This window comes from Agrobacterium leguminum (assembly GCF_005144435.2).
GTDB classification, from domain to species: domain Bacteria; phylum Pseudomonadota; class Alphaproteobacteria; order Rhizobiales; family Rhizobiaceae; genus Agrobacterium; species Agrobacterium leguminum.
This window is the reverse complement of the sequence record NZ_CP120211.1, coordinates 305,207-330,611: the sequence shown is the minus strand read 5'-3', so window position 1 is coordinate 330,611 and position 25,405 is coordinate 305,207. Positions and strand designations below refer to the sequence as shown.

General features: G+C 60.2%; 22 protein-coding genes. 4 read left to right on the top strand and 18 right to left on the bottom strand.

Annotated elements, in window-relative coordinates; translation table 11 throughout:
• Positions 1 to 82: 82 nt before the first annotated feature.
• Complete coding sequence (locus tag CFBP4996_RS01565; RefSeq protein WP_080852625.1) at positions 83 to 2,521, bottom strand: DUF1217 domain-containing protein; 2,439 nt, start codon at positions 2,519 to 2,521, stop codon at positions 83 to 85.
• A 366-nt stretch (positions 2,522 to 2,887) separates the two neighbouring features.
• On the opposite strand from CFBP4996_RS01565, the gene CFBP4996_RS01560 reads away from it, so the two are divergent.
• A complete protein-coding gene (locus CFBP4996_RS01560) occupies positions 2,888 to 3,454 on the top strand; it encodes a DUF6101 family protein (RefSeq protein ID WP_003503226.1) in 567 nt (188 codons plus the stop codon).
• A gap of 78 nt (positions 3,455 to 3,532) precedes the next feature.
• Here CFBP4996_RS01560 and ubiA read toward each other — a convergent pair whose 3' ends face one another.
• From ubiA to CFBP4996_RS01540, 4 genes are all read right to left on the bottom strand, one after another.
• Positions 3,533 to 4,486 (bottom strand): 4-hydroxybenzoate octaprenyltransferase, encoded by a 954-nt coding sequence (gene ubiA / locus CFBP4996_RS01555; RefSeq protein ID WP_080852626.1) that lies wholly within the window; start codon positions 4,484 to 4,486, stop codon positions 3,533 to 3,535.
• A gap of 121 nt (positions 4,487 to 4,607) precedes the next feature.
• Positions 4,608 to 5,408: a MipA/OmpV family protein gene (locus CFBP4996_RS01550; protein WP_031234593.1), complete on the bottom strand. Its 801-nt coding sequence runs from the start codon at positions 5,406 to 5,408 to the stop codon at positions 4,608 to 4,610.
• Between the two features lie 228 nt (positions 5,409 to 5,636).
• The gene (locus tag CFBP4996_RS01545; RefSeq protein WP_080852627.1) at positions 5,637 to 6,893 is read right to left on the bottom strand and encodes a cyclopropane fatty acid synthase; all 1,257 of its coding nucleotides are present in this window, start codon (positions 6,891 to 6,893) and stop codon (positions 5,637 to 5,639) included.
• 168 nt (positions 6,894 to 7,061) lie between these two features.
• Complete coding sequence (locus tag CFBP4996_RS01540) at positions 7,062 to 9,386, bottom strand: Tex family protein (RefSeq protein ID WP_080852628.1); 2,325 nt, start codon at positions 9,384 to 9,386, stop codon at positions 7,062 to 7,064.
• A 213-nt stretch (positions 9,387 to 9,599) separates the two neighbouring features.
• Here CFBP4996_RS01540 and purD point away from each other — a divergent pair, with 213 nt between their 5' ends.
• The 3 genes from purD (at position 9,600) to CFBP4996_RS01525 (ending at position 13,688) form a co-directional block, all read left to right on the top strand.
• Entirely contained in the window at positions 9,600 to 10,871 is a 1,272-nt protein-coding gene (gene purD, locus CFBP4996_RS01535; protein WP_080852629.1) for a phosphoribosylamine--glycine ligase, read from the top strand.
• Positions 10,872 to 11,028: 157 nt separating this feature from the next.
• A complete protein-coding gene (locus CFBP4996_RS01530) occupies positions 11,029 to 11,538 on the top strand; it encodes a plant virulence effector HPE1-like domain-containing protein (protein WP_080853245.1) in 510 nt (169 codons plus the stop codon).
• A gap of 326 nt (positions 11,539 to 11,864) precedes the next feature.
• Complete coding sequence (locus CFBP4996_RS01525) at positions 11,865 to 13,688, top strand: methyl-accepting chemotaxis protein (RefSeq protein WP_020813615.1); 1,824 nt, start codon at positions 11,865 to 11,867, stop codon at positions 13,686 to 13,688.
• Between the two features lie 57 nt (positions 13,689 to 13,745).
• Here CFBP4996_RS01525 and CFBP4996_RS01520 read toward each other — a convergent pair whose 3' ends face one another.
• From CFBP4996_RS01520 to CFBP4996_RS01460, 13 genes are all read right to left on the bottom strand, one after another.
• On the bottom strand, positions 13,746 to 14,240 hold the full coding sequence (locus CFBP4996_RS01520; RefSeq protein WP_080852630.1) for a 2-thiouracil desulfurase family protein: 495 nt from the start codon (positions 14,238 to 14,240) through the stop codon (positions 13,746 to 13,748).
• Between the two features lie 231 nt (positions 14,241 to 14,471).
• Entirely contained in the window at positions 14,472 to 16,625 is a 2,154-nt protein-coding gene (glyS, locus tag CFBP4996_RS01515) for a glycine--tRNA ligase subunit beta (RefSeq protein ID WP_080852631.1), read from the bottom strand.
• A gap of 100 nt (positions 16,626 to 16,725) precedes the next feature.
• Positions 16,726 to 18,663, bottom strand: a complete 1,938-nt coding sequence (locus tag CFBP4996_RS01510) for a DUF2207 domain-containing protein (RefSeq protein WP_080852632.1) — start codon at positions 18,661 to 18,663, stop codon at positions 16,726 to 16,728.
• 216 nt (positions 18,664 to 18,879) lie between these two features.
• Positions 18,880 to 20,157: a 3-phosphoshikimate 1-carboxyvinyltransferase gene (gene aroA, locus CFBP4996_RS01505; protein ID WP_080852633.1), complete on the bottom strand. Its 1,278-nt coding sequence runs from the start codon at positions 20,155 to 20,157 to the stop codon at positions 18,880 to 18,882.
• Positions 20,158 to 20,244: 87 nt separating this feature from the next.
• Positions 20,245 to 20,796 carry a LemA family protein gene (locus CFBP4996_RS01500; protein ID WP_080852634.1) on the bottom strand — a complete coding sequence of 184 codons (552 nt, stop codon included), beginning with the start codon at positions 20,794 to 20,796 and terminating at the stop codon, positions 20,245 to 20,247.
• Between the two features lie 119 nt (positions 20,797 to 20,915).
• On the bottom strand, positions 20,916 to 21,311 hold the full coding sequence (locus CFBP4996_RS01495; RefSeq protein ID WP_233283515.1) for a hypothetical protein: 396 nt from the start codon (positions 21,309 to 21,311) through the stop codon (positions 20,916 to 20,918).
• Positions 21,312 to 21,406: 95 nt separating this feature from the next.
• Positions 21,407 to 22,369, bottom strand: a complete 963-nt coding sequence (locus CFBP4996_RS01490; protein WP_020813609.1) for a glycine--tRNA ligase subunit alpha — start codon at positions 22,367 to 22,369, stop codon at positions 21,407 to 21,409.
• Between the two features lie 80 nt (positions 22,370 to 22,449).
• Complete coding sequence (locus tag CFBP4996_RS01485; protein ID WP_080852635.1) at positions 22,450 to 22,866, bottom strand: PIN domain-containing protein; 417 nt, start codon at positions 22,864 to 22,866, stop codon at positions 22,450 to 22,452.
• Positions 22,863 to 23,093: an AbrB/MazE/SpoVT family DNA-binding domain-containing protein gene (locus CFBP4996_RS01480; RefSeq protein ID WP_035218801.1), complete on the bottom strand. Its 231-nt coding sequence runs from the start codon at positions 23,091 to 23,093 to the stop codon at positions 22,863 to 22,865. The genes CFBP4996_RS01485 and CFBP4996_RS01480 overlap by 4 nt, the downstream gene beginning before the upstream one ends.
• 52 nt (positions 23,094 to 23,145) lie before the next feature.
• Positions 23,146 to 23,340: an NfeD family protein gene (locus CFBP4996_RS01475; protein WP_080852636.1), complete on the bottom strand. Its 195-nt coding sequence runs from the start codon at positions 23,338 to 23,340 to the stop codon at positions 23,146 to 23,148.
• A gap of 20 nt (positions 23,341 to 23,360) precedes the next feature.
• Positions 23,361 to 24,227: a S49 family peptidase gene (locus CFBP4996_RS01470; RefSeq protein ID WP_020813605.1), complete on the bottom strand. Its 867-nt coding sequence runs from the start codon at positions 24,225 to 24,227 to the stop codon at positions 23,361 to 23,363.
• 91 nt (positions 24,228 to 24,318) lie between these two features.
• Complete coding sequence (locus tag CFBP4996_RS01465) at positions 24,319 to 25,119, bottom strand: tRNA1(Val) (adenine(37)-N6)-methyltransferase (RefSeq protein WP_121490280.1); 801 nt, start codon at positions 25,117 to 25,119, stop codon at positions 24,319 to 24,321.
• A gap of 6 nt (positions 25,120 to 25,125) precedes the next feature.
• Positions 25,126 to 25,356, bottom strand: coding sequence for a putative signal transducing protein (locus tag CFBP4996_RS01460; RefSeq protein WP_003503261.1), 231 nt, complete (start codon positions 25,354 to 25,356; stop codon positions 25,126 to 25,128).
• Between the last annotated feature and the right edge of the window lie 49 nt (positions 25,357 to 25,405).

Here is a 25,405-nt window from a genome sequence, read left to right as displayed (position 1 = left end):
ACGTCGCGTATGCGGAAGGCTTTGTCATCAGCCTCAAGCCGGCTAACCCCGCTCCTCCCGTCGCTCGTTCGCGCTTTCTCTGCTACCGCGCCCGCAGCGTGGCAACCGCCAGCAGCGTATCGGCGCTGATGCCCACCGAACCGCTGCCGTTGAAGAGCGTCATGATCGGATCGGTGGTGTTCTGCTGATTATCGTACATGATGGTGAAACGGGCGACCATCTTCTTGACCTTTTCCGGATCCTGAAAATCCTCAATGTCGAAGTATTTCTTCATCATCGTCACCTGCGTATCGACCTCGGCATTGGCGAGTTCGTCCGGAATCCCGAAAGTGGTGTTGATGAAGCTCTGGAGCGCCGTGTCGGCGAGGATCGAGTAATAGGACGTCGTTCCGGCCGCCATGCGCTGGAAATAGAGCGCCAGGCGCACACCGGCATTTTCTTCGCCCGCCTGCGTTTCCAGCGTCTGGGTGAGATAATTGTCCAGCGTCTCGTAAAGGCCGCGCCGGGTCTGGATCAGGCTGCGGTCCTCGTGAAGAAGCGTACCGTCGGTATTGAAGTTGAAGGCGGTGACGAGGCGGCGGAAGACCGGATCCATCTCCTTGTTGACGTAGCTGTCCTTGTCATCGAGCTTCGAGGTGAAGGCCTTTTCGAGCTGTTCCTTCGTCACGCTTTCGGGATCGATCCCGAGCGATTCCATCGCGAATTTCGTCAGGCGATCGTTGCTCAGGAATTCCTTGAGCGTCTTGATCTTCTGCATCTCGGCGGTGAAATATTCCGATTCCTTCGTCGCCGTTTCCTTGTCCTTTTCCGTGCCGAAAGCCGATTTTTTCTTGATGTAGTCGGCCGACATGGTCTGCATCTCGATTTCCGACTGCGCCAGAACCGGTGTGCCGACGCTGCCATCGGAGGCGAAGTTGAACAGCTCCGCCAGCTTGACATAACGCTCGTCTTTCAGCGTGTAGACGAAGCTCTTTTTATCCTGCAGATCGCTGGTGAGGACCTTGCGGATATCGGCGGAATTCACCTTGGTCGGATCGAGGCCGACGGCTTTCAGCGCATAGGTATAGACCGCGCTGCTGTCGATGAAATCCTTGACGGATGTGACGCTGGCTATATCGCTCTTGAACAGCTTCAGCGCCTTCTCGTCGGCGGCATCATCCTTGTCGTTATAATAGGTCATATAACCGCTGGTGGTGGTCGCGGTCTGTGCCGTCGTCTGGGGTGTCGTGCCGTCTGCCAGCGTTCCGTCGGTCTGGAAATTGAAGGCATTTCTCAAGGCGATATAACGCTTGTCGTTCTTGCCGACGGTCGCGATGTAGTTGCTCGGATCGCTCAGATCGCTGGTCAGGATATTCTGGATCGTTGCCGTGACGACTGTGAGGTCGTCAAGGTCGAATGCGGTCCTGATATAGTTGAGAAGCCGGGTATCCGAGGTCAGTTCGGTTACGGTCTTGATCGAACCGATCTTCGATTCGAAATAATCCCGGTTCAGCGTGGCGACGGTCGGCGTCACACGCGGGGCGCTGCCGATATAGGCATCCGTCAGGGCCTTGAGATTATCCGCCGTCTGCGCCTGACCGGCGGTCACCGTGCCGTCGTTCTTGAACTCGAAGGCGGTGGCGAGCTGCGCCATCTTGTTATATTGCGTGACGGTGCTGGTGAGCGTCGTCTGCTCGGCCTTGATGGCGGCGAGCTTCGCTTCCCACTCACCCTGCGGCGGCAATACCGCCTCAAGCTGGGTCAGCTGGTCCTGGCGCGTCACCTTTTCCGCCTCCAGCTCCGTGCGCTCCTCGGCCGTCAAACCGGTGTCGGCGAGTTCGGTATCGATTGCGGTAATTCGGGCAGTGACCTGCGCGTGCAGCTCGATATTGCCCTTCATCGTCAGTTTTTCGACCGCGTCATTATAGGCCGTGCCGTATTTCTGGTTGATGTAGCTGTCGGGATCGTTGATGTCGCTCGTCATCAATCCCTTGATATGGGCATAGGAATAGGTCTTCTCATCGATGCCGAAGACCTGAAAGATATAGGCGCGGGTGCGGTCGTTGCGCAGCAGCTGATCGACATTGGTTACCGTGCCGACAATCGCCTTGTAATACCGGGTCTCTTCCGCAAGGCTGTCATCGAGATCGGTTATCGACGTATCGTAAAGCCCGATCATCTTGTCGAGCTGCGCTTCCGTCTGAACCGTCTTCGTCGATGTGGTGAAGTTGAAGGCTGCGGCGAATTCCCGATACCGCTCGTCGGTGAGCTTGTTGGCGAAGCTGTTCTGGTCGTTCAGATCGCTTTCCAGCACCTTTTTCATGAAGGCTTTGGCATAGGTCATCTCGCCGAGACCGAAGGCATCCATGGCATAGGAATAGAGCTGGTAATTGTCGAGGAACTCATCGACGCTTTTCACATTGCCGATGTTTTCCTTGTAATATGTCGTCTGCCGCTCGATGAGCCCCTGCTGCGACACGCGCGACAGGCTTGCCTTCATATCGCGGTTGATGAGGTCGTAGCTGAGATAAGTCGATACCATCCGAATGCCCCCTGGAGACCCGCGCGTCGCTTCAGACGCCGAATGCTCCGGTTTTCAATCCACCCATCGCGCCTCCATCGGGACGCACGGCAAGCCTTTGCCTGACTATGCGGGAGACGCCTTGCCCGGAGCTTGAAAGAGCACAATTTCGGCCGGGATAAAAACCGCATTGTCCCGATCTCTTTTACCTAAGCGAAACCATGCCACAGTGTGTTTTGCTAACCATTTGGGAATGCAAAGTTTTCTTAACCGCGATTTTTAAGCAGTCTCGAACATGCGGCGGATATTCTCCCGACATCAGAGGACGAAAAGTCCCGATGAGAAGACCGGAAACCGGCTCTCAGGTAAAACAAGGGTAGAATAAACATGACCAAGACCGTTCTGAAGCCCGACTGGGCCGTCGCCACTCTCAGACTCGACCCGGCACGTTTTCCGCAACAGGTCACTTATGGAAAAGGCAATGGCGCGACCGATGTCGCCGTCACTCTCGATGAACGGGGCGCCGTTCTGAGAAAGGTTCTGTCCTCTTCCGGCCTGCCTTTGTCCTTCGCTTTGCCAGCCCGCGCCTTCAAGGGCGTCGCCGCCCGCGCCATCGACCATGGCGACGGACAGGTAACGGTGACGCTGGAGCTGCACCACGACGATCCGGACCTCTGCGTTCCGCTTCTCGTCGCCCACGATCTCTGCGATATCGCCGCCGACTGGCGCAGCTGGTCCGAGGCCTACCGTATTCCCATGCTGATGGTGGAAGCAGATGGCGTCGCCCGTCCGCTGGAAGAACATCTCGGCAAGGTGCGCACCCAGAATACCCGCCCGCGCCGCCGCCATTCCTATTTCGCGGAACGCCGTCCCCGCTTCCTCGTTCGCCGCTCCACCGGTTCGCTGGGCATGAGCATGAAGATCGAGGGCAAGGAAATCATCGCCCGCAGCTGATAATCTTCAGCCAGACAAATCAAAAAAGCCCGGCGCGGATGACGCGGCCGGGCTTTTTCATTTCGTGTTTTCACAGGTTTACGCCAGCAGGAGCGGCAGGATGAGGCCCGCGAAAATCAGCACGCCGACGCGGTTGTTGGATTTGAACAGCACGAGGCACTGATCGACATCGTCGATATTCAGCACCCAGACCTGCCGGAACAGCATGATGGCCGCGGCGGCAAGGCCGCTATAGGCAATGACGTTAACACCCGCGATCCAGAACGACAGGAACATCATGGCAAGGGCTGTGCCATAAAGGAAAACCAGCCAGCGATGTGTGTTCTCTCCAAACAGCAGGGCGGTTGAACCGATGCCCACGGCAGTGTCGTCTTCCTTGTCCTGATGGGCGTAGATTGTATCATAACCGATCGTCCAGGCGATGGAGCCGACATAAAGCAGGACAGCCGGCCAGGCGATCGATCCGAACTGTCCCGCCCAGCCCATCGGCGCACCCCAGGAAAAGGCAAGGCCGAGGAAAAATTGCGGCCAGTTGGTGAAGCGCTTGGCGAAGGGATAGATCGCCACGAAGATCAACGAGAATATGCCGGTGGCGATGGCGAAACTGTTGAACTGCAGGAGCACGACAAGCCCCGCAAGCGCCTGCAGGACGATGAAGAGCTTGGCCTGCGACCGGCTCACGCGGCCTGAAGGCAGCGGCCGCGAACGTGTGCGCGCCACGGCCATGTCGATCTTGTGGTCAGCCAGATCATTATAGGTGCAACCCGCGCCGCGCATCGCCACCGATCCGATGAAGAACAGCACCAGATGCCAGATCAGCGTCGCCCAGGAAAAGCCGCCGCTCGCCATCGCGACATTTGCCGCAAGGGCTGCGGACCAGAAACATGGCCACATCAGCAATTGCCAGCCGATGGGGCGATCCCACCGGGCCAGCTGCGCATAGGGCCAGAGGGGCCTCGGCAAAATCCGATAGACCCAATTATTGGATGGCGCGTCGGAGACGCGATCTGACAAATCGCTGTGGTGAACCATGGGATGGTTCTACAGCATCGGCGGGAAAATCGGAATGGATTTCAGCACCCGGCCGCACACGCAGAAAAGCCCCGCAGCGGTTTCGCGACGGGGCTTTGCAGGACGATATCTCGGCTATTTGTCAGGGTAGCGAGAAATTGAACTTGTAGCTCGCCTGAACGCCGATGATGAACTGGTTCTTCGAGCCGCGCTCGCGCACCAGCGAACTGTCGGCGGCATCGCCGGTCAGGCGGCGATATTCCGCAAACGAGCCGACTTCGGCGTTTTCGGTGACTTTCCAGGTGATCGCGGCGCCGATGCCGGCGGAATGCAGGCCGCCGCCCGGGCTATAGGGCGATGGCGCGCCGGCAGCCGTCTGCGCGGCACTTACACCGTAATAACGCTCATTGTATTTGCTGCTCACCCACGTCGCGCGCGGCCCGGCGGAAATCTGGATGCCGGGGGCGATATCGGTGAAGGCATCGACGGCAACGTCGCCGACCACGCCGCTATGGCTGCGGATGCCCTGACGGACTTCGCCGCGAACGCGCAGCCAGTCGGTCGGATAGGCCTCGGCGAAACCGCCGAGCTCGCCGCCGCGCTTGATACGGGTCATGCCCTTCAGATCGGACGAGTCGCCCTCGTCGCGCGGGGATACCAGCTTTCCGGCAAGACCCATACTGATCGGGCCATTGTCCAGAAGCGAAATCGAGGCGCTGTCGTTGCGCGAGGTGAAACGCGCGCCCTGGCCCTGACGGCCAAGCGAAATGATGGGCGAGAAGCCGAATTCATTCTTGTTGTCGCCCTGATATTTCGGCGCGGTGAAACCCGCGCCGCCGAGCTTCAGATACCAGTCGCCGGAAAACCAGCCTTCCGCATGGGCATTGCCCACGGCAAAAAGCGACAGAACACAGGCGGCGGCGGCCGCTGATGGCTTGAACATGAAAGAACCCCAGAAACGCAATACAGACAGGTGTCCGTAGAATTAGAGGGATTGTCTTTCCATTCCATTAACCAGCGCGGCATGAAAACAGGCGACGAATTCCCCGTCGTTCCGACCCTGAACCGGAAGCCAGTCAACGCGGCTTTCCCGCGGCGGGAGGAGTCCTTTCAGCCCAAGGACTTGGGCTGGCTGGATGCCGGATCAGGTCCGGCATGACGGAGAAATACCTTAGAACGTCACCTTCTCCAGCGGCGCGCGCGTCTTCTCGAATTCCAGCAGCTTCGCCTCGTTCCGCGCAATGTAGTCGCGACTATGCGGCACGGCATCGCGATCCTTGGCGAGCTGGATTTGGAGAATGTGGAAATTTTCATGGGTGAAGGCCATTTCCGAGCCCGCCAGATAAAACTCCCACATGCGGAAGAAACGCTCATCATAAAGCGCTACCGCTTCCGCCCTGCGCGCCACGAAACGCTCGCGCCAGTGGCGAAGCGTATGGGCGTAATGCATGGGCAGGATTTCGATATCCTTCACCAGCAGCCGCGATTTTTCGATGGCCGGCAGCACCTCGGCAAGCGAGGGAATATACCCGCCGGGGAAAATATACTTTTCGATGAAGGGATTGGTCGCCAGCGCCGGATAGGGCTGGCCGATGGAATGCAGCACCATCACGCCCTTGTCGTCCAGCACCTCCGCCACCTTGTCGAAATAATCGCGATAATGGGTCGGCCCGACATGTTCGAACATGCCGACGGAGACGATGCGATCGTATTTCTTCGAGGCCGGCAGGTAGCGATAGTCCTGCAATTCGAAACGGACATTTGCCGCAAGGCCGCGTTTGGCGGCGCGGTCGCGGGAAACGCGCAGCTGTTCTTCGCTGAGCGTGATGCCGGTCACATCCGCACCGGCGCTTTCGGCAATATACATCGCCATGCCGCCCCAGCCGGAGCCGATTTCCAGCACGCTCTGGCCCGGCTCGGTCATCAGCTTGGCGGCGATGTGCCGTTTTTTGGCAACCTGTGCCTCGTAGAGACTGATGCCCGGCGGATTGAAATAGGCGCAGGAATATTGCCAGTCCTCATCGAGGAAGAGATCGAACAGCTTGGCGCTCAGATCGTAATGATGGGCGACGTTGCTCTTGTTGTGGTTGACCGGCAGATGCATCTTGATGCGGGCGGCGATGATGCGCGCCATGCCGCGCCAGATCATGCCGAAGGATAGGGCCTCGCTCAGCGTATTGCCTTTGACCAGCGCCAGAAAATCGTAGATGTCGCCTTCCGCGACCTTCGCCCGGCCTTCCATATACATTTCAGCCAGCTTCAGCGCCGGATCGGCGGCGATCTCCTGCATGGCGGCTTCGTCGGTGAAGTCCAGAACCACCTTTTTTCCCGCGCCGTTGCCGAATGTGCGGCTGCCGCCCGGGCTGTTGACGGTGAGATCACCGGTCTTGATTATCTTTTCGAGAAGAACGTGCAGAGACGACGCCATGGCACCCCCAATTGCTAAGTCTCACTTATCAATTTCGCTGACCGTATTCCTTTCGGCACAAGTTTCAAGATAGTCTTATTTCAAAAAAATTGAACGATTTCATCAAGCAAAAAGCCCCGCCGGGGTGTGCGGCGGGGCTTTTTGGTAAAAAATCATTTCAACCGCAGGTCAGCGTCGCTTCATGGCTTCAGCCAGAGCGGCGGCAAGCGCACCACCGGTTTGCGACCCCTCGTTGCGCTCTTTCGGCTTGGATGTCGCGTGCCGCATGGCGCTGGCATTGCCCTTCTCGCGCATCGGCTGCGGCGCTGCCTCGCCGCCATCCTTGCGCATGGTGAGACCGATGCGCTTGCGCTTCACATCCACTTCCACGACACGCACCTTGACGACATCGCCCGCCTTCACGACCTCATGCGGGTCCTTCACGAAACGGTCGGCGAGTTGCGAGACATGCACCAACCCGTCCTGATGCACGCCGATATCCACGAAGGCACCAAAGGCAGCGACATTGGTGACGGTGCCTTCCAGCAGCATGCCCGGTTTCAGATCGGTGATCTCGTCCACCCCCTCGGCGAAGGTCGCGGTCTTGAAGCTCGGGCGCGGGTCGCGGCCGGGCTTTTCCAGTTCGGCGATGATGTCTTTCACGGTCGGCAGGCCGAATTGCTCGTCGATGAACTTCTTCGGATCGAGCGCCTTCAACGCGGCGCTGTCGCCCATCAGCGAGCGCAGATCGCGACCGCAGGCGGCGACGATCTTTTTTGCTACGCCATAGGCTTCCGGGTGAACCGAGGAAGCATCCAGCGGTTCCTTGCCGTTCGGGATGCGCAGGAAGCCGGCGCATTGCTCGAAGGTGCGCTGGCCGAGGCGCGGCACCTTCAGCAGTTCCTTGCGGCTGGCGAAGGGGCCGGTCTGGTCGCGATGGGCGACGATGGCATCGGCAATCGAGCTGCCAAGGCCGGACACCCGCGCCAGAAGCGGTGAAGAGGCGGTGTTGAGATCGACGCCGACGGCATTCACCGCATCTTCCACCACGGCATCGAGCGAGCGGCTGAGACGGCCCTGATCGACATCGTGCTGGTACTGACCGACCCCGATGGATTTCGGCTCGATCTTCACCAGTTCCGCCAGCGGATCCTGAAGGCGGCGGGCGATGGAGACGGCGCCGCGGAGCGAAACATCGAGATTGGGGAATTCGGCGGCTGCCCGTTCAGAAGCGGAATAGACCGAAGCACCCGCCTCCGAGACGATGACCTTGGTGGGCTTTGCGCCTGAAGCCGAAGCCGGCATCTGCGCCAGAAGGTCGGCGACCAGCTTTTCCGTCTCGCGGCTGCCGGTGCCATTGCCGATGGCGATCAGTTCGACATTGTGCTTGCGGATAAGCAAGGCGAGTTCCGCCTGCGTGCCGCGCACATCGTTCTTCGGCGGGAAGGGATAAACCGTTGTGGTGTCCAACAATTTGCCGGTGCCATCCACCACTGCCACCTTGACGCCGGTGCGGATGCCCGGATCGAGACCCATGGTGGCGCGGGAGCCGGCCGGTGCGGCCAGCAGCAGATCCTTGAGATTGCGGGCGAAAACATGGATCGCCTCTTCTTCGGCACGCTCGCGCAATTCGCGCATCAGATCGAGCGAGAGCGACATGGAAAGCTTCACCCGCCAGGTCCAGCCTGCCACTTCCATCAGCCATTGGTCGGCGGGGCCGGCATTGCGGATATCGAAGGCGGCGGCGATGGTGCGCTGTGCGGGTTTCACCGGTGAGGGATCGTCCGCATCGACATCGATTGTCAGCGTCAGCACTTCCTCGTTCCAGCCGCGCAGCATGGCCAGCGCCCGGTGGCCCGGCACCGTCGCCCAACGCTCGAAATGATCGAAATAGTCGGAGAACTTCTCGCCCGACGCCTGCTTGCCATCCACCACCTTGGCGCGGAAGGTGGCGTTCTGGCGCATGTAATCGCGCAGGCGGCCGAGAAGATCGGCATTTTCCGTCATGGTTTCCGCCACGATGTCGCGCGCGCCCTCCAGTGCCGCCTTCACATCGGCCACCTCGCCCTGAACATAAGCTTCCGCCAGTTTCGCCGGATCGGCGGCGCGGTTATCCCAGATGGCTTCTGCGAGCGGGCCGAGACCGCGTTCGCGGGCGATTTCCGCGCGGGTGCGGCGCTTCGGCTTATAGGGCAGATAGAGGTCTTCCAGCTCCGCCTTGGTGCCTGCCTGCATGATCTTGACCATCAGTTCATCGGTCATCTTGCCCTGACCGGTGATGGAATCGACGATGGAGGCGCGGCGCGCATTAAGTTCGCGCAGATAGACAAGACGTTCCGAAAGCGTGCGAAGCTGGGTGTCGTCCAGTCCTCCCGTCACTTCCTTGCGGTAACGGGCGATGAAGGGAACGGTCGCACCCTCGTCCAGCAGCGCCACCGCCGCCTTTACCTGATCGGGGCGGGCGTTGATTTCGGTGGCGATGAGCGAGGCGAGGCGGGCATTGTCTGCGGTCATAGGGGACTCTTGGGGGTTCTCTGATGTCACGTCTGGAGCGGCGAACATAATGTCTGATTGTGGCGTGACAACAAGAGGCGGCAACGATTCCACAGGAAAGGCGGCGTTCAAGGGAAAGACGGGCATTTGCGGCGCTTTCTCCTTGACCTTTCGCCCCCCTGCCCTTAACGCCCGTCCCACAAGGTTACTGGCGAATTTGCAGGGGTATTGACCATGAAAGTTCTGTTGATCGGTTCCGGCGGACGCGAACATGCGCTGGCGTGGAAAATCGCCCAGTCTCCCCTGCTCGATGAGCTTTATGCCGCCCCCGGCAATCCCGGCATTGCCGACCATGCGACGCTGGTGGCGCTGAAGGTGGAAGACCATGCGGCCGTCATCGCCTTTGCGAAGGAAAAGGCAATCGACTTCGTCGTGGTCGGCCCGGAAGCGCCGCTGGTTGCCGGTCTTGCGGATGATCTGCGCGCCGCCGGCATCGCCACTTTCGGACCCTCGAAGGCAGCCGCCCAGCTTGAGGGCTCCAAGGGCTTCACCAAGGATCTCTGCGCGCGCTACGATATTCCGACCGGCGCTTATCAGCGTTTCAAGACCTCTGAACCGGCCAAGGATTATGTTCGTCAACAGGGCGCGCCGATTGTCATCAAGGCGGACGGGCTTGCCGCCGGCAAGGGCGTGACCGTGGCGATGACAGAAGCGGAAGCGCTTGCCGCCATCGACGACTGTTTCGACGGCGCTTTCGGCGCGGCCGGCGCCGAAGTGGTGGTAGAGGCCTTCCTCGATGGCGAGGAAGCGAGCTTCTTCTGCCTTTCGGACGGCAAGACCGCGTTGGCGCTCGCCACCGCGCAGGATCACAAGCGCGTCGGCGATGGCGATACCGGCCCGAATACCGGCGGCATGGGTGCCTATTCCCCCGCTCCTGTCATGACACCGGCCATGGTGGAGCGCACCATGAAGGAGATCATCGAGCCGACGATCTCGGGCATGGCCAAGGATGGCAATCCCTTTTCCGGCGTGTTTTTTGCGGGATTGATGATCACCGCCAAGGGCCCGGAACTGATCGAATATAACGTCCGCTTCGGCGATCCCGAATGCCAGGTGCTGATGATGCGCCTGAAAAGCGATCTGCTGCCGATCCTCTACGCCACCGCCACCGGCACGCTGGACAAGGTTGAGGCGGAATGGCGCGACGACGCGGCGCTGACCGTCGTTCTCGCCTCGAAGGGTTATCCCGGCGCTTACGACAAGAACACGCCGATCGCCCATATTCCCGAGGCCAGCGAAGAGGCGAAGGTGTTCCATGCCGGGACGGCGCTGAAGGACGGCGGGCTGGTGGCGACGGGCGGACGCGTGCTGAACGTTACCGCCCTTGGAAAGACCGTCACGGAAGCGCAGGTACGCGCCTATGCGCTGGCCGACAAGGTGGAGTGGGAAAACGGCTTCTGCCGCCGCGATATCGGCTGGCAGGCCGTTGCGCGCGAGAAGGCCTGATCCTTAAGGCAAACGGGATTGGATGCGAATATTTCGTTCAATTTTTACCAAGTTTGCTGACCCGATGGAAACGAAACAGCGGTAATACTTGCCGGAACATTGAATGGCGCATTGTGTCTCGATCACGAGGCCGCGCCGTCATTTCGGGGGTTTTTCGATGCGTCGTCTTTTTCTGACAGCGATTGTCGCGCTGACCGGCGGGTCGGCGATGGCGTCTTCCATCGAATATATAAACGGCGTTCATGTGGCCAATGGCAGCTTCATTCGTCGCGATTGCGCGGGCTGCAAGCCCATGAAGGGCAAGGCCGTGGCGCAGGGTTATGCCGTTCCCTCCATTGAGCCGGGCACGCAGCACACGGAAATGCGCGAAGTCGACGGCAAGCGCACCCTGCTGCGCACCGAAGCCTGGCTTGGCGGCGCGCCCGTCACCTTCGTCAGCACCAATCCCGCATGGATGGCGGAAACCTCCAGCACCGCCATCGCGACCTATGACGACGCAGAACCCGTGGCACATCCCGCTGAGACGGTTTCGACACCGGCCGGCATCGACGTGACGACGACCACGGCAGCCGTCAAGGAAATCTCCACCGAAAACTCAGCCGAACCGGCCAGCGCCTCGGTGATCGGCGCCCCCCAGTTCCCGGATTTCAAATTGCGCGGCAATTGACCGGCCGATGACGCATTTCATGACGAACGTCAAATAATCGCGTCTTCGCTGCATTCCCGAAATGGCACCGCAACCATGTGGGGAATATTGCTTTTCCCCCCGCCTATTCTGCCTGTCGGGCCTGATAAAGCTTTCGCTAATTAAATATTTATTCAAATTTTTAGCCGCTAAGTGCGTCTATAGTGCGATGCAGCACAGGATGAGGCCACGGCGCGGACACGCGCTTTTCGGCCCTTTTATCGCGCATCATGCGCCTCTCCCTTCTCCGAAACATCGGTACCGCGCGGCGTTTTCAGGCGCGCGATCCCAAACGCTTGTGAGCGCCCATGAAGAACCTTTCCATTTCCCGTCAGTTGATCGTTCTCGTGGTGGCCCTGATGGCCGCCTTCGCCGTGGCGACGTTTTACCAGCTGAAATCCGCCACCGACGCTATCTATGAGGAGCGCTACGGCATGCTGCGGACGCAGGTGCAATCGGCGATCTCCATCCTGCAATCCTTCCACGACAAGGAAAAGGCCGGAACGCTTTCGCGCGACGAGGCCATGAAACAGGCTTACGCCACCGTCAGCGCCATGCGCTTCACGCCGGACGGCTATCTGTTCGGTTACGACTACGACGTGACGATGAAGTTCCACCCCGATGCCAAGCGCGTCGGCGAAAGCTTCAAGGGCAAGCCGGACAGCAAGGGTTTCGCCTATCGCGACGAGCTGGTGCGGCTTGGCCGCAATGGCGGCGGCCAGACGGATTTTTACGGTCCGAAGCCCGGCATGGAAGGCAATGACTACGCCAAGAGCTCCTATGCGCTTGCCTTCGAACCATGGCAGGTGGTGGTCGTGACCGGCGTTTATATCGACGATCTGAACGCACAGGTGCGCGGCGAGGTGATGAAGGCGCTGTCCATCGGTGCCGCCATCTTCGTGCTGGCGCTTGCCGCCGCCTTTTACGTCATCCGTGGCATTTCGAAGCCGCTTGGCGATATTCACCGTGCGCTCGGTGAAGTGGCCAATGAGAACGTCTCGCTCGCCATTCCCCATACCGGCCTGACGAACGAAGTGGGCATGATGGCGAAGGCCACCGCCTCGCTTCAGGACAAGGTGCGCGAGCGCCATGCCATGCAGCGCCGTGAGGAAGAACAGCAGCGGCAGCTCAATGCGGAGCGCCAGAACAATCTCGACATGCAGCGTGACGAGGCGGAATTGCAGGCGCGTGTCGTCACCACCATCGGCGAGGCGCTGGAAAAGCTGGCGGGCGGCGATCTGACCGTACGTTGCGGCGATCTCGGCAACCGCTACGCGGCGCTGCGCGACAATTTCAACGAGGCCCTGATCCATCTCGACGCCGCCATGGCCAAGGTGAACTCCAAGAGCATCGACATCGGCGGCTCCAAGGAGGAAATCCGCAAGGCCTCCAACGAGCTTTCGCAGCGCACCGAACGGCAGGCTGCCAATCTGGAAGAAACCTCGGCCGCTCTCGATGAATTGACGGTTGCGGTGCGCCAGACGGCGGAAGGGGCGGCCGACGCCGCCAAGCGCGTCACCACCGTCAGCTCCGAAGCCATGCGCAGCGACCGGGTGGTGGAAGAGGCGATCACCGCGATGAGCGGTATCGAGCAATCTTCCGACCAGATTTCCAACATCATCGGCGTGATCGACGACATCGCTTTCCAGACCAACCTTCTGGCGCTGAATGCCGGTGTGGAAGCGGCGCGCGCCGGTGAGGCTGGCAAGGGCTTTGCCGTGGTGGCGCAGGAAGTGCGCGAACTGGCACAGAAATCCGCCGCCGCCGCCAAGGAGATCAAGGACCAGATCGCCCGCTCTTCCGCCCAGGTGGAAAACGGCGTGCGCCTTGTCGGCGAGGCCGGCGATGCGCTGAAACGCATCTCGGATCAGATCAAATCGGCAAACGAAATCGTCAGCAAGATCGCCCATTCGGCCGCCGAACAGGATACGACGCTGCGCTCGATCTCCTCGTCGCTCAACCAGCTCGATGTCGCCACCCAGCACAATGCGGCGATGGCGGAAGAAACCACGGCTTCGGCGGAAGCGCTCGCCGTCGACACCGAGGAACTGCTGAACCTCATCCGCGGCTTCCGCGTCTCTTCCGGCCACCAGCTTCATGGTATGGCAGAGCAGATGCGTATGGCGGGGTGATATGCCTCAGGGCTATCGATGGAAACCGGCGCCGGGGGAAACTCCGGCGCTTTTCTTTTAACGGGTCAGCGCATCCAGCCGGTCGATATCGGCAGGTGAAAATACGGCAATACCGGCTTTTTCGAATAGCGCCGCCGTCACACCATTGCCCGCGTGTTTGACGCCGGAAAACGAACCGTCATAGATCGCAACCGAGCCACAGGACGGGCTGCCATCGATCAGAAGCGCGTATGTGCAGCCATTGGCCCTGGCGAAGGCCAGCGCCCTTTCCGCGCCGGCGATAAATTGCGCCGTGACATCGCCGCCGGTCACTTCCAGCACGCGGGCGCGGCCTTCCAGCACATCGACACCGGAGGCACCCTTCTCGATTTCCGCCGGCGGGCGCGGTACGGACATACCGCCCGCCATTTCCGGACAGATCGTCACCATCCTGCCCTCCTGCCGCCAGCGGTCTATCGCCGGGTGGGAGAAGGGTTTGCCTCTGCCGTCGTAACGGACCGGCTGGCCGAGGAGGCAGGCGCTGATGAGGATTTTGGGGGTCATGTCGGTCAATCTAAAACGATCCCGGCAAGCGTGGAAGCCGAAAATACCCCCCTCTGCCCTGCCGGGCATCTCCCCCTCAAGGGGGGAGATCGGCAAAAGGAAGGCTCCCCGCTAAAATCGCGACATTAGAGGTGATCGAGAGGCTGCCGCGATTCGATCTCCCCCTTGAGGGGGAGATGTCCGGCAGGACAGAGGGGGGTGAACCGCGCACACTGACATGTACGGCTACCCCAACGCCCCTCACCCCGTGATCTTCGAGAAATCCGCAACCGTTCCGGTCGCCTCGCGAATAGCCTTCAGCAGCGCCAGACGGTTTGCACGGATGGCCGCATCCTCGTCATTGACGAGCACATCCTCAAAGAACTTGTCGACCGGTGCGCGAAGTGTGGAGAGCGCCTGCATGGCGGAGCGGAAATCCTCGCCCGCAACAGCCTTCGCAGCGTCGGCAGAAGCCGTCCTGATCGCCGCATAAAGCGCCTTTTCGGCATCGAGCTTCAACAGCTCTTCCGAGACGCCATCGGCCACCACGGTGCCCTTCTTTTCTTCCGCAGCCAGAAGCTGGGTTGCACGCTTGGCGCCTGCCAGAAGGTTACGGCCATCCTCGCCGGTGATGAAGGCGGTGAGCGCCTCGACACGGCGGGCGATCATCAGGAGATCGTCGGATTCCGGCGTCAGGACGGCGTCGATCAGATCGTAACGCGCGCCGAGGTCGCGCAGATAGACTTTCAGGCGGTCATGGAAGAAGGAGAGAAGGTCCGGGTCCTTCGCAACGCTCAGCAGCGGAAGCCGCACGTTTTTCTCAAGCAGAATACGTACCACGCCCAGCGCCGCACGGCGCAGCGCGAAGGGATCCTTGGAGCCGGTCGGCTTCTCGTCGATGGCCCAGAAACCAACGAGTGTATCGAGCTTGTCGGCCAGAGCGACCGTGATCGCCACCTTGTCGGCTGGCAGGCGGTCAGAGGGACCCTGCGGCTTGTAGTGGTCTTCGATGGCGGCGGCAACGCTTTCGTTTTCGCCCTGCAGCGCCGCATATTTGCGGCCCATCAGGCCCTGAAGCTCGGGGAATTCGCCGACGGCTTCTGTGCGCAGGTCCGCCTTGGCCAGCACCACGGCGCGGTCCACCAGATCGGCATCGGCACCGACAACCGGGGCCAGCGCCTTCGCCAGTTCGCGGATGCGGGCGACGCGCTCACCCTGCGTCCCGAGCTTGGCATGGAAGGTAACGTTGAGCGCATCGAGCTTCGCCATGCGCTGATCGAGCGGCTTCTTGAGATCGAGGCCGAATTTCGCAGCCGAATCTTTCAGCGTTTCCAGATCGGGCAGATCGCCCTGGTCGCGGTTCCAGAAGTGGCGGGCATCCGACAGGCGGGCGCGCACGACCTTGCCATTGCCGTGGATGATTTCCTTGCCGCCATCGCTCGCCTCGATGTTCGAGATCAGGATGAAGCGATTGGATAGACCCTCTTCCGCACCCTGATTGCGGGTGACGAAACACTTCTGATTGGTCTTGATCGTGAGGCGAATGATTTCCGCCGGGATCTGCAGGTAATCTTCCTCGAAGGTGCCCATCAGAACCTGCGGCCATTCGACGAGGCCAGAGACTTCTTCCAGCAGGCCTTCATCCTCCACCAGTTCCAGACCGTTGGCGAAAGCGAGATCCTTGGCGTCGTGCAGGATGATATCCTTGCGGCGTTCGGCATCGAGAATGACCTTCGCCTTTTCGAGGCTCGAGACATAATCCTCGAAACGGCGCACGGTGATCGGGCCGGGTGCATGGAAACGATGGCCATAGGTGACGTTGCCGGCGACGATGCCGTCGATAGCGAAAGGAATGACCTGGGTTTCGTCATGTTCGGGGCCGAACAGGCAGACGATGGATTGCAGCGGCCGCACCCAGCGCAGGCTTTCCGAGCCCTTGCCTTCTATACCGGCATAGCTCGAACCCTTCGGCATGGAGGCCGGGCCGGAGCGCATGGATTTCGGCCAGGGAAAGGAGCGGATGATGCCGGGCATCACTTCCGCGATGATCTCTTCCGCCGGGCGGCCGGGCTTGTTGATAATGGCGATGTAGAAATCGCCCTTCTTCGGGTCGGAAACGACCTGCGCTTCCGAAATGTCGTTGAGGCCAGCGCCGCGCAGAAAGCCCTCGATGGCCTTTTCATTGGCGTCGGTGCGCGGGCCCTTCTTTTCCTCGCGCACATCGGCGGAGCGGGCGTTGAGGCCGCGAATATCCAGCGTCAGGCGGCGCGGCGTCCAATATTCGCGCGCACCCTCATAGGTCAGCCCTCTCTCCACCAAGGCATCGGTGACGAGTTTCTTCAGATCGCCCGCCGCCTTGCGCTGCATGCGGGCGGGGATTTCCTCGGAGCGGAGTTCAAGCAGAAGATCGGGCATGGGATCAGGACTTTATCTGTTGTCGGACGTTTGCGGTCGGCTTAGCAAGCAACGCGGCAAAAGTCACCAAGGCATTCGGTTAAATTACCGCCGGCGGGCGTTACCAGCCGCCACCACCACCACCGCCGCCGCCGGAGCCGGAAAAACCGCCGCCGCCACCGCCCGAAAAGCTGGAGCCGGACGAGCTGACAGGCTGGGGAATGGTCGAGGCGATAGTGTTCGCCATGGAGGTGGAAAAGCCGCCGATCCTGTCGCCAAAGGTTCCGTAATTGCTGCCCGCATACCAGCCGGGCGCATAACTTGCAGCAGCGGCACCGGCGGCAGCCGTGGCAAGCCAGGCCTCGAAGGTGCGGCTCCACGGTTTTTCGACGCCGAGCGCCACGGCATAGGGCAGCAACGTCTCGAAATGCTGCGGCGACATGGCGGGCGCGCCGGCCATGTTCATCCGGTCTTTTTCCGCCAGCGTCAGATAGGTTCTAAGCCCTTCGATGCCATCCATCAGCTTGCGGCCGAGCGGCGTCGGCGCGCCCATCAGGAACAGGAACAGCGCGTTGGTGAGCACGATGCCGCCAATGGCGGCCAGCGCCAGCGACTTGGTGTCATGCGTCACATCCAGCAGGATTTGCGTGGCGATGCCGCCGATGGCGGAAAAGGCCACGAAACCGGCAAAGGCCAGCATGACGATGCCGCCGATCCGCTTGCGCAACGGTGCGCCGCGCGAGAATTGGCGGCCGATGCCGATCGACAGGATGCTGAAGAAGAAGGCGAAAAAGCCGAAGACCAGCACGGCGGCAATGGCGCTTTCATCCAGATCGCCGAAGATCAACGTCGCGACGATGAGGGCGATACTGAGGAAGATGCCGAAGACGATGTAGCCGGCATTGCTGCGGTAATATTTGCCGCGATGTTCTTTCTCTATCGCTGCGCGGAACTGTTTTCCGACCTTTTCGACTTCCGCACCATGGGCCTTGTCGATGGTCAAAGTCTCGCCCGGACTGCCGATGGAGGCAAGCAACGTTTTCTGGCCGGTCGGCAGATCGGTAGCGGCTGCCTTTTCCGTGCGGCGAATGACGATGGCGTTCTTGAGGTCTTCCAGAACGACATAGCCTTTGACCGCAAGATCAAGGGCCGAGGCAGAGAGCGCTGTCCAGCCGGCACCCGAAAAACCGCGATTATCGACATAGTTGACCAGAGCGGGCGAAAGCCCCTCCGGCGCATCCCAGCGCGGCACGACCACACCCTTCGCCGGATCGCGGCCGACGGCGAACCACGCCCGCAGGTAATAGAGCAGCACGGCGAAAAGCCCGCCGCCCGAAAGCAGGATGGCGAGATTATCCCGCAGCCACCAGCCCGCCTCCTGCGAGGTGTCAGGCGCGGCAATCGCACCCTTGGGAAGCTTGACGGCGACCGTCATGCCCTCGCCAACCGTAAACGGGCGGGTGGAGGCGAAGAACACCTCGTTGCCTTCGTTCAGAATGCGCGCATCCTTGCCCTTCGCGCCAAGCGGACCGGTGAAGACGGCCGTATCGGTGGCCCTGACGCCCTGCGGCAGCGTGATGGTGGCGGAAATCTCGCCCATCGGGAATTGCCAGCTATTGCCGGTGACATTCCAGGTCAGCTCGTCATAATCGCTGAAATAGCGAATCTGCCGGGCGGTGGTATAGGTGATCTGGAAGATATGCTCGCCGGTCGGCAGAAAGCGGTCGGCGCTGCCGGTATAGATGCGGATGCCGCCATCGATAGTTTCGGTGCGCCAGTTTTCCGGCGCGCCATCGCGCTCCACCGAAACGACGTTGAAATCCACCTTGGTGCGGCGGTTATTCGCATCCAGCGCATAAAGCGGGAAATCGCGGAAGATGCCGCGTTTGATGTTCTGGCCTTCGGCGCGGGCGGTGATGGTTTCCGTCACCGTCAGCTTGCCATCCGCCGCCACCTCGACAACGGAATGGTAGGAGCGGATGAATTCCTCCGCGAAGGCCGGGAAGGCCGCGCCCAGGAAGACGAACAACGCGAGAAGTCTTGCGGCGATGGTCTTCACGGGCGGTTCTCCTTAAGGGAATGGAGCGTTTCCGGTTTCAAGTGATGATGCGCAGCACGGACATTCCGTCATACCGGTCCCCGGATCAAGTCCGAGGATGACCCGGTATCCAGCAGCTGCGCGTCTGCGCGGCTTGAAGAGTCTTTCGCGATCAAGGACTTGATCGCGCTGGATTCCGGCTCAAGGCCGGAATGACGGAAAACCAATACCGTTCTTCTAATGTTGCGGCTCGGCAGCGCTTTCCTTTTCCGTGTACTCGACGCCGAGCGAGGCGAGCTCTTTCCAGTAAGCCGGGTAGGTCTTGCCGACGCAGGCCGGATTCTGGATGGCAATGCCGCCGATCTTCAGCGCCGCCAGCGCAAAGCTCATGGCGATGCGGTGGTCGGCGAAGGTATCGATGGAGGCCTTGACCGTCTGGCCCGCAAGAGCCGGATCGGCATGCACGATCAGGTCGTCGCCTTCCTCATGTGCCAGACCGTTACGGATTTCGTTGAGGCCGAGCGACACGGCGCGGATACGGTCGCATTCCTTGACGCGCAGATTGGCGATGCCGACGAAACGCACCGGTGTCTCGTTGAAGGCGGCGAGAACCGCGATGGTCGGAATGGCGTCCTGCATCTGCGAACCGTCGATTTCGGCAGGCAAATGCGGAAACTTCGCCATGACCTCATAGGCCTTGGCATCCGGCTGGGTGAATTTATCGGCCGGCGTGCCGATATCGATTGCGCCGCCGGTCAGAAGCTCGGCACCCCAGAGATAGGTGGCGGCGGAGGCATCCGGCTCGATGTGGAAATCGGTCGCCGTGTAACCCGTCGGATGCACGCGCCAGATGGCGTTACTCACCCGCTCCACCTTCGCGCCAAAAGCTTCCATAGCCGATGTGGTGAGATCGATATAGCCCTTGGCGCCGATTTCCTCGCCCTTGAGAATGATATCGACAGGCTTGTCGCCGCAAGCGGCCGCCATCAGAAGTGCCGACACATATTGGCTGGAGAGGTTGGCATCGATGGTGACGCTGCCCTTCGGGAACCCTGTGCCCTTGCCGCAGACGGTGACGGGCGGGCAACCGGTGGGCGCTTCCGCCTCGACACCGAGGGAGCGCAGGGCTTCCACCAGCGGCATGATCGGGCGTTTGCGCATGTGCTCGTCGCCATCGATGATGACGGCGCCATCCACAAGTGCTGCGGCAGCGGTGAGGAAGCGCGTGGCGGTGCCGGCATTGCCGAGGAAAAGCGGCTTTTCCGGCTGCTGTAATACACCTGTGCCTTCCACCACGAAGGTGGTGGCATCAGGCTCGGTTACCTTGACGCCCATCTCGCGCAGGGCTTCGGCCATATAAAGCGTGTCGTCGCTTTTCAGTGCGCCGGTCAACCGGCTTTTGCCCCTGGCAAGACCAGCCAGGAGAAGCGCACGATTGGTGATGGACTTGGAGCCGGGCGGCTCGACCTTGCCGGAAAGCGGGTGGTCGGGCGGGGTGATGGTCAGTTCGATCATGATTGTCGTCTTGTCAAAGAATGCGGCGCGGGGCCGGATTATCGGAATTTGAACGGAAGGTTTTAAGCCGCCGGGGGAACAGTGCGCTTAGAATTTCACTGTCGGCACGGCGCGGTCGGCCGGGTTGTCGATCTCGAAATAGGGCGCCTTGGCAAAACCGAACTGGCCTGCGACCAGATTGGAGGGGAAGCTTTCCACCTTGACGTTGAGATCGCGGGCGGCGCCATTGTAATAACGGCGCGACATCTGGATTTCGCCTTCGATGGTTTCCAGCGAACGCTGCAATTCCAGAAAGTTCGTATTGGCCTTGAGATCGGGATAGGCTTCGGCAAGTGCAAAGAGTTTACCGAGCGCCTGCGACAGCAGCCCTTCCGCCTGGGCGCGACCTTCGACATCGCCGGCCGGCACGGCCTGCGCCCGGTTACGCAGGTTGATCACCTCCTCGAAGGTGCTCTTTTCATGCGCCGCGTAACCCTTCACGGTCTCGATGAGGTTAGGAATGAGATCGGCGCGGCGCTTCAGCTGCACGTCGATGCCCGACCACGCCTCTTCCTTCATCTGCCGCGCCTTGACAAGGCCGTTATAGATGAAGACGACATAAAGCGCGATTGCCGCGATGATTGCCAGCGTGATGAACATGAATTGCGATTCCCAGCTTCGATGCGCGCACGATAGCCGCTCATCGCCGCAAAGTCATGGGGCTTCGCTCATTCTGTCGGTTTTTGCCGGGAGGATAAAACCGCGACCAGTGCTGCGCGTCATTTATTGTAGACGGTGCAGTATAATCGCAGACCGGATGTTTTCCTTACAAAAACGGTGTGTGAGGCAAGCCTGTAGCCGCGTTCGGCCCAATAGTCCTTGTTCTCACCCAGATGATTCCAGCCGTCTATTCTCCAGTCGAGCATTTTCGAGTTTTGCGTGTAGTGCATGCGGACAAGCGCGCTACCGACATCGAGCGTCCGTTGGCCGCTGTCCTTGCAATCCATGCGGGTGACGATCATTCCGAAACTACGCAGCTTGTCTGCTCGGCGAAAGGCATCATTGCCGCTCATCCATTCAGTCGTTTCGGCAGCCGCAGCGTTGCCGAGGAAACATGCAAGCATCAATACAGGCAAAAAAACTAAGCTTCTAATATTCATAATCAAATCCATCACGATGTTTCACATAACCAATCAACACAAAATAAAAGGCCGTCAAGAACGGCCTTTCAAATTCATTAGAAGCTTCGGCTTGAATCTGCCTTCAAAAATCAGGCGGCCCTGTTCCAGTTCAGCCCGCCCGCATCCGTCAGCAGGAAGGCTTCGCCGCAGGCTTTCGCCAGCGTGCGCACGCGCAGGATATAGCTCTGGCGTTCCGTGACCGAAATTACGCCGCGTGCATCCAGAAGGTTGAAGACGTGGCTGGCCTTGATGCACTGGTCATAGGCCGGAAACACGCATTTGTGCAGGCGCTGATTGTCGTTATCACCGGGCGCACCGGCGGCGAGAAGCGCCTGGCATTCCTTTTCGGCGTCGATGAAATGGCGATGCAGCATGGCGGTGTCGGCAAATTCGAAATTATGGCGGGAATATTCCTGCTCGGCCTGCAGGAAAACGTCGCCATAGGAAATCTTCTCTTCGCCTTCGCGGCCGTTGAAGTTCAGGTCATAGACATTGTCGACGCCCTGAACATACATGGCGAGACGCTCCAGACCATAGGTCAGCTCACCCGCGACCGGCGAGCACTCGATGCCGCAAACCTGCTGGAAGTAGGTGAACTGCGAGACTTCCATGCCATCGCACCAGCATTCCCAGCCGAGACCCCAGGCGCCGAGCGTCGGGCTTTCCCAGTCGTCTTCGACGAAGCGCACGTCATGCAGCAGCGGATCGAGGCCGATTGCCTTCAGCGAACCGAGATAGAGTTCCTGAAGGTTGGAAGGGTTGGGCTTCAGGATGACCTGATACTGGTAATAATGCTGCAGGCGGTTGGGGTTTTCGCCGTAACGGCCGTCGGACGGGCGGCGCGAGGGCTGCACATAAGCGGCCTTCCAAGGCTTGGGCCCAAGCGCGCGCAGCGTCGTCGCCGGATGAAACGTGCCCGCGCCCACTTCCATATCGTAGGGCTGCAGCACCGCGCAGCCCTTGTCGGCCCAGTAATTATGCAGCGTCAGGATCAGCGCCTGAAAGGAACGCTTCGGGTTCATATGGTCGGGAACATCGGTCATTGCAGTCATCGCGGCGTTAGGAGGACAAGTAAGCATTGACTTACTTCGGATGCGGACACGTGCCACGGCATGGCGTGAGGGTCAAGGTTTTATGCGTGGAGACGGGCGGTGAACGGGTTGACGATCTTCATCCGCCCGTCAACGGTAAGACCGTCATGCATGTCTTCCGAGAGGAATACGGTGCTTTCAGCCTCCAGGGCTGCTGCTACCATCAATGCATCATAGAAGGCGAAGTTATATTTATCGACAAGATCGACGGCGCTCGCATTTAACTGCACATCGAGTTCAACGACTGTCACAGCCATTCGACGGAGACCATCCAGCGATCTGCGGATTTCGCCCCATTTTTGAGGCCACTTCCGCCGGACTACACTGGCAAACTCATTGAATGCCTGAACGCTCGTCACATAAGGTTTCGAAACGATCTCTTGGACCTTGGATGACCGTTCGTCATCCAGAAAGGCGTAAATGAAGATATTCGTATCGAGAAAGGGCAAATGGCTCAACGCTCATTTGCCTCTTCGCGGTCGAATTTCCAGCCGGGTGGAAGCTGCCAACGCTGAGCGCGAATATAAGACAGTATCTTTTCGCGCTCCTCCTGCGAAATAGAAGCAGGCGGTTCCTGTGTCGGCACAGAAACATCCACCTCGTCGCCTTCCTTGATGTGCAAGGCTTCCGCGACATCCGCCGGAATGCGGACCGCAAGACTATCGCCCCATTTCGTGACACGCATGACGGTCTCCTTACTCGAAAGCGACTATCGCAAATTCTGCGTTACAGAAAAATTATGTCTCATCCTCGCGCTTCACCCGGTATTCGCCGGTTTCCGGGTCCTTGATCAGCGTGCCGATGGCGCCGGTCTCGCGTTCCTTCTCGCGCTGTTTCGATTTCGCCGAGAGCTTTTCCGCATCGCGGACGAAGCGGCGGTATAGGATGACGGATCCCACCACCAGAAGAAAAATTGTAATGAGCTGCGCCATAAGGCTTTATTCCCGAGACATCATAGACCGAAACGCGACCACAATGCCTTTTCTTCGGCAACTTCCGCAAGCCCCGAGACGGCGCCTGCGGCCAGCCTTTCGGCATTCACGTCCAGCGCCGCATTCACGCCCGGCACCTTTTTGCCGAACAAAGTGCGCCCGCCGCTGACGAGCTGGAGCTTGACCTTCTCACCGTAACGGCGGCGCAGAACCTCGCGCATGTCGCCCAGCCCGTCGATCAGGCCGAGGTCGAGACCGCGCATGCCGGTCCAGAACAGGCCGGAGAAGATCGCCTCGTCGCCCTTCAGTTTCGAGCCGCGACGCATCTTGACCATATCAATGAAAACATTGTGGATTTCGACCTGAAGCGACTTCAGGTAATCGATATCGCCTTCCTTTTCCGGCTGGAAGGGATCGAGGATGACCTTGTTCTCGCCGGCCGTATAGACACGGCGCTCCACGCCGATCTTCTTCAGCATTTCCGGAAAACCGAAACCGCCGGAAACGACGCCGATGGAACCGACGATGGAGGTAGGATCGGCAATAATCTCGTCGCCGGCAAGCGCGATCATGTAGCCGCCGGAGGCCGCAACGTCCTCCACGAAGATCAGGACTTTCTTTTCCTTTTCCTCGGCGAGCTGGCGGATGCGGTTATAGATCATCCGCGCCTGCACCGGCGAACCGCCGGGCGAGTTGAGCGAAATGGCGACGGCCGGAGCATCCTTGACGGCGAAGGCCTTTTCCAGAAGCGGCGCATAGGAGGCGAGATTGAGGGCGGGGCGGAACTGGTTGCCGCCGGCCATGATCGCGCCATGCATGCGCACCACCGGGATGACGAGCTCTTTTTTACGAAAGCGTTTCGGCACCAGATACTTCAGAAAACCCACGACTCAATCCTCGCAGCATTTATCCGTTCGTCAGGGATGTATGTATCGCCCCGGAAAACACAATGGTTTGCGACCGGCGGAACGGCGATATTTATGACGCGGGCCGGATTGCCCTTACATTACGCGAATAGGCGGCGCGGCCATTGTTCAGGTCATCCACGAAGGGGGTGAAGGCATGGCTGCCGGTCTCATGCATGATGAGCGGCGCGCGAAAGGACAGCCGCGCCCGCGAACCCTTGATGGCGGTGACGAGCATGCGCACCGCATCCTCGCCAGGGCGCGGATGAATGAGGGTGATTTCGAGACCGCCGAAACGGCTGCCGCAGGCGGCGATGATCTCCGCCACCGATTGCGGCCTTGAAATCAGGGAAAGCTGCCCGCCCGGCACCATGATCGCGCCCGCGGTCCTGATCCAGTCTTCGAACAGGCCATCCGTCATGGCATGCGCTTCGGCCTTCAGGGCATCCGGCGTGCGGCGGTCGCCCGCATCGTTATAGGGCGGGTTCATGATGACATGATGGAAATGCTCGTCGGGCAAACCCGCTTCGGCGCGTGCTTTCGCCCGCAGGGTCACATCGGCTTCGCGCACGCTGACGCGGGCAGAAAAAGCAGCATTCTCAGGCAGTTCGAGGCTGCGGCGGGCAAATTGCGCCATTTCCGGCGAGCGTTCGTACAGCGTCACCTCGGCCTTTGCGAGCCGCGCCGCAACCGCCATGCCCGCAGCTCCCGCGCCCGCGCCGAGATCGGCTATCCGGCAGGCACGCTCATCCGCCACCAATGACGCCAGAAGCATGGCGTCCATGCCGGCCCGGTGCCCCCTGCCCTTCGGCTGGAGGATGTGAAACCGGCCCCGGTGAAAGGCGTCGATCGTTTCGGAAATGCCGTCGCCCACCGCCGTTCAAGCCTCTTCGTTGCGCAACTCGTCGCCGAGTCCGGCATCGATGAGAATGCGGCGGGCCTGATCGGCCCGATCTTCCTCCACCAGAAACCTTCGCGGCAAAAGACCGAGCGATCCTTCCAGAATGCTCATCGCCTGATCGGCGATGAGGCAATGGATGCCGGCATCCTTCATCAGGCTTTCGGCGAAGGAGAGCAGCACGGCATCGTTGGTACGGATCAGTTCACGCATGGATAGACCTTAAATTCCCATCTTTTTGAATGGCTAGCGGCAATTCGCC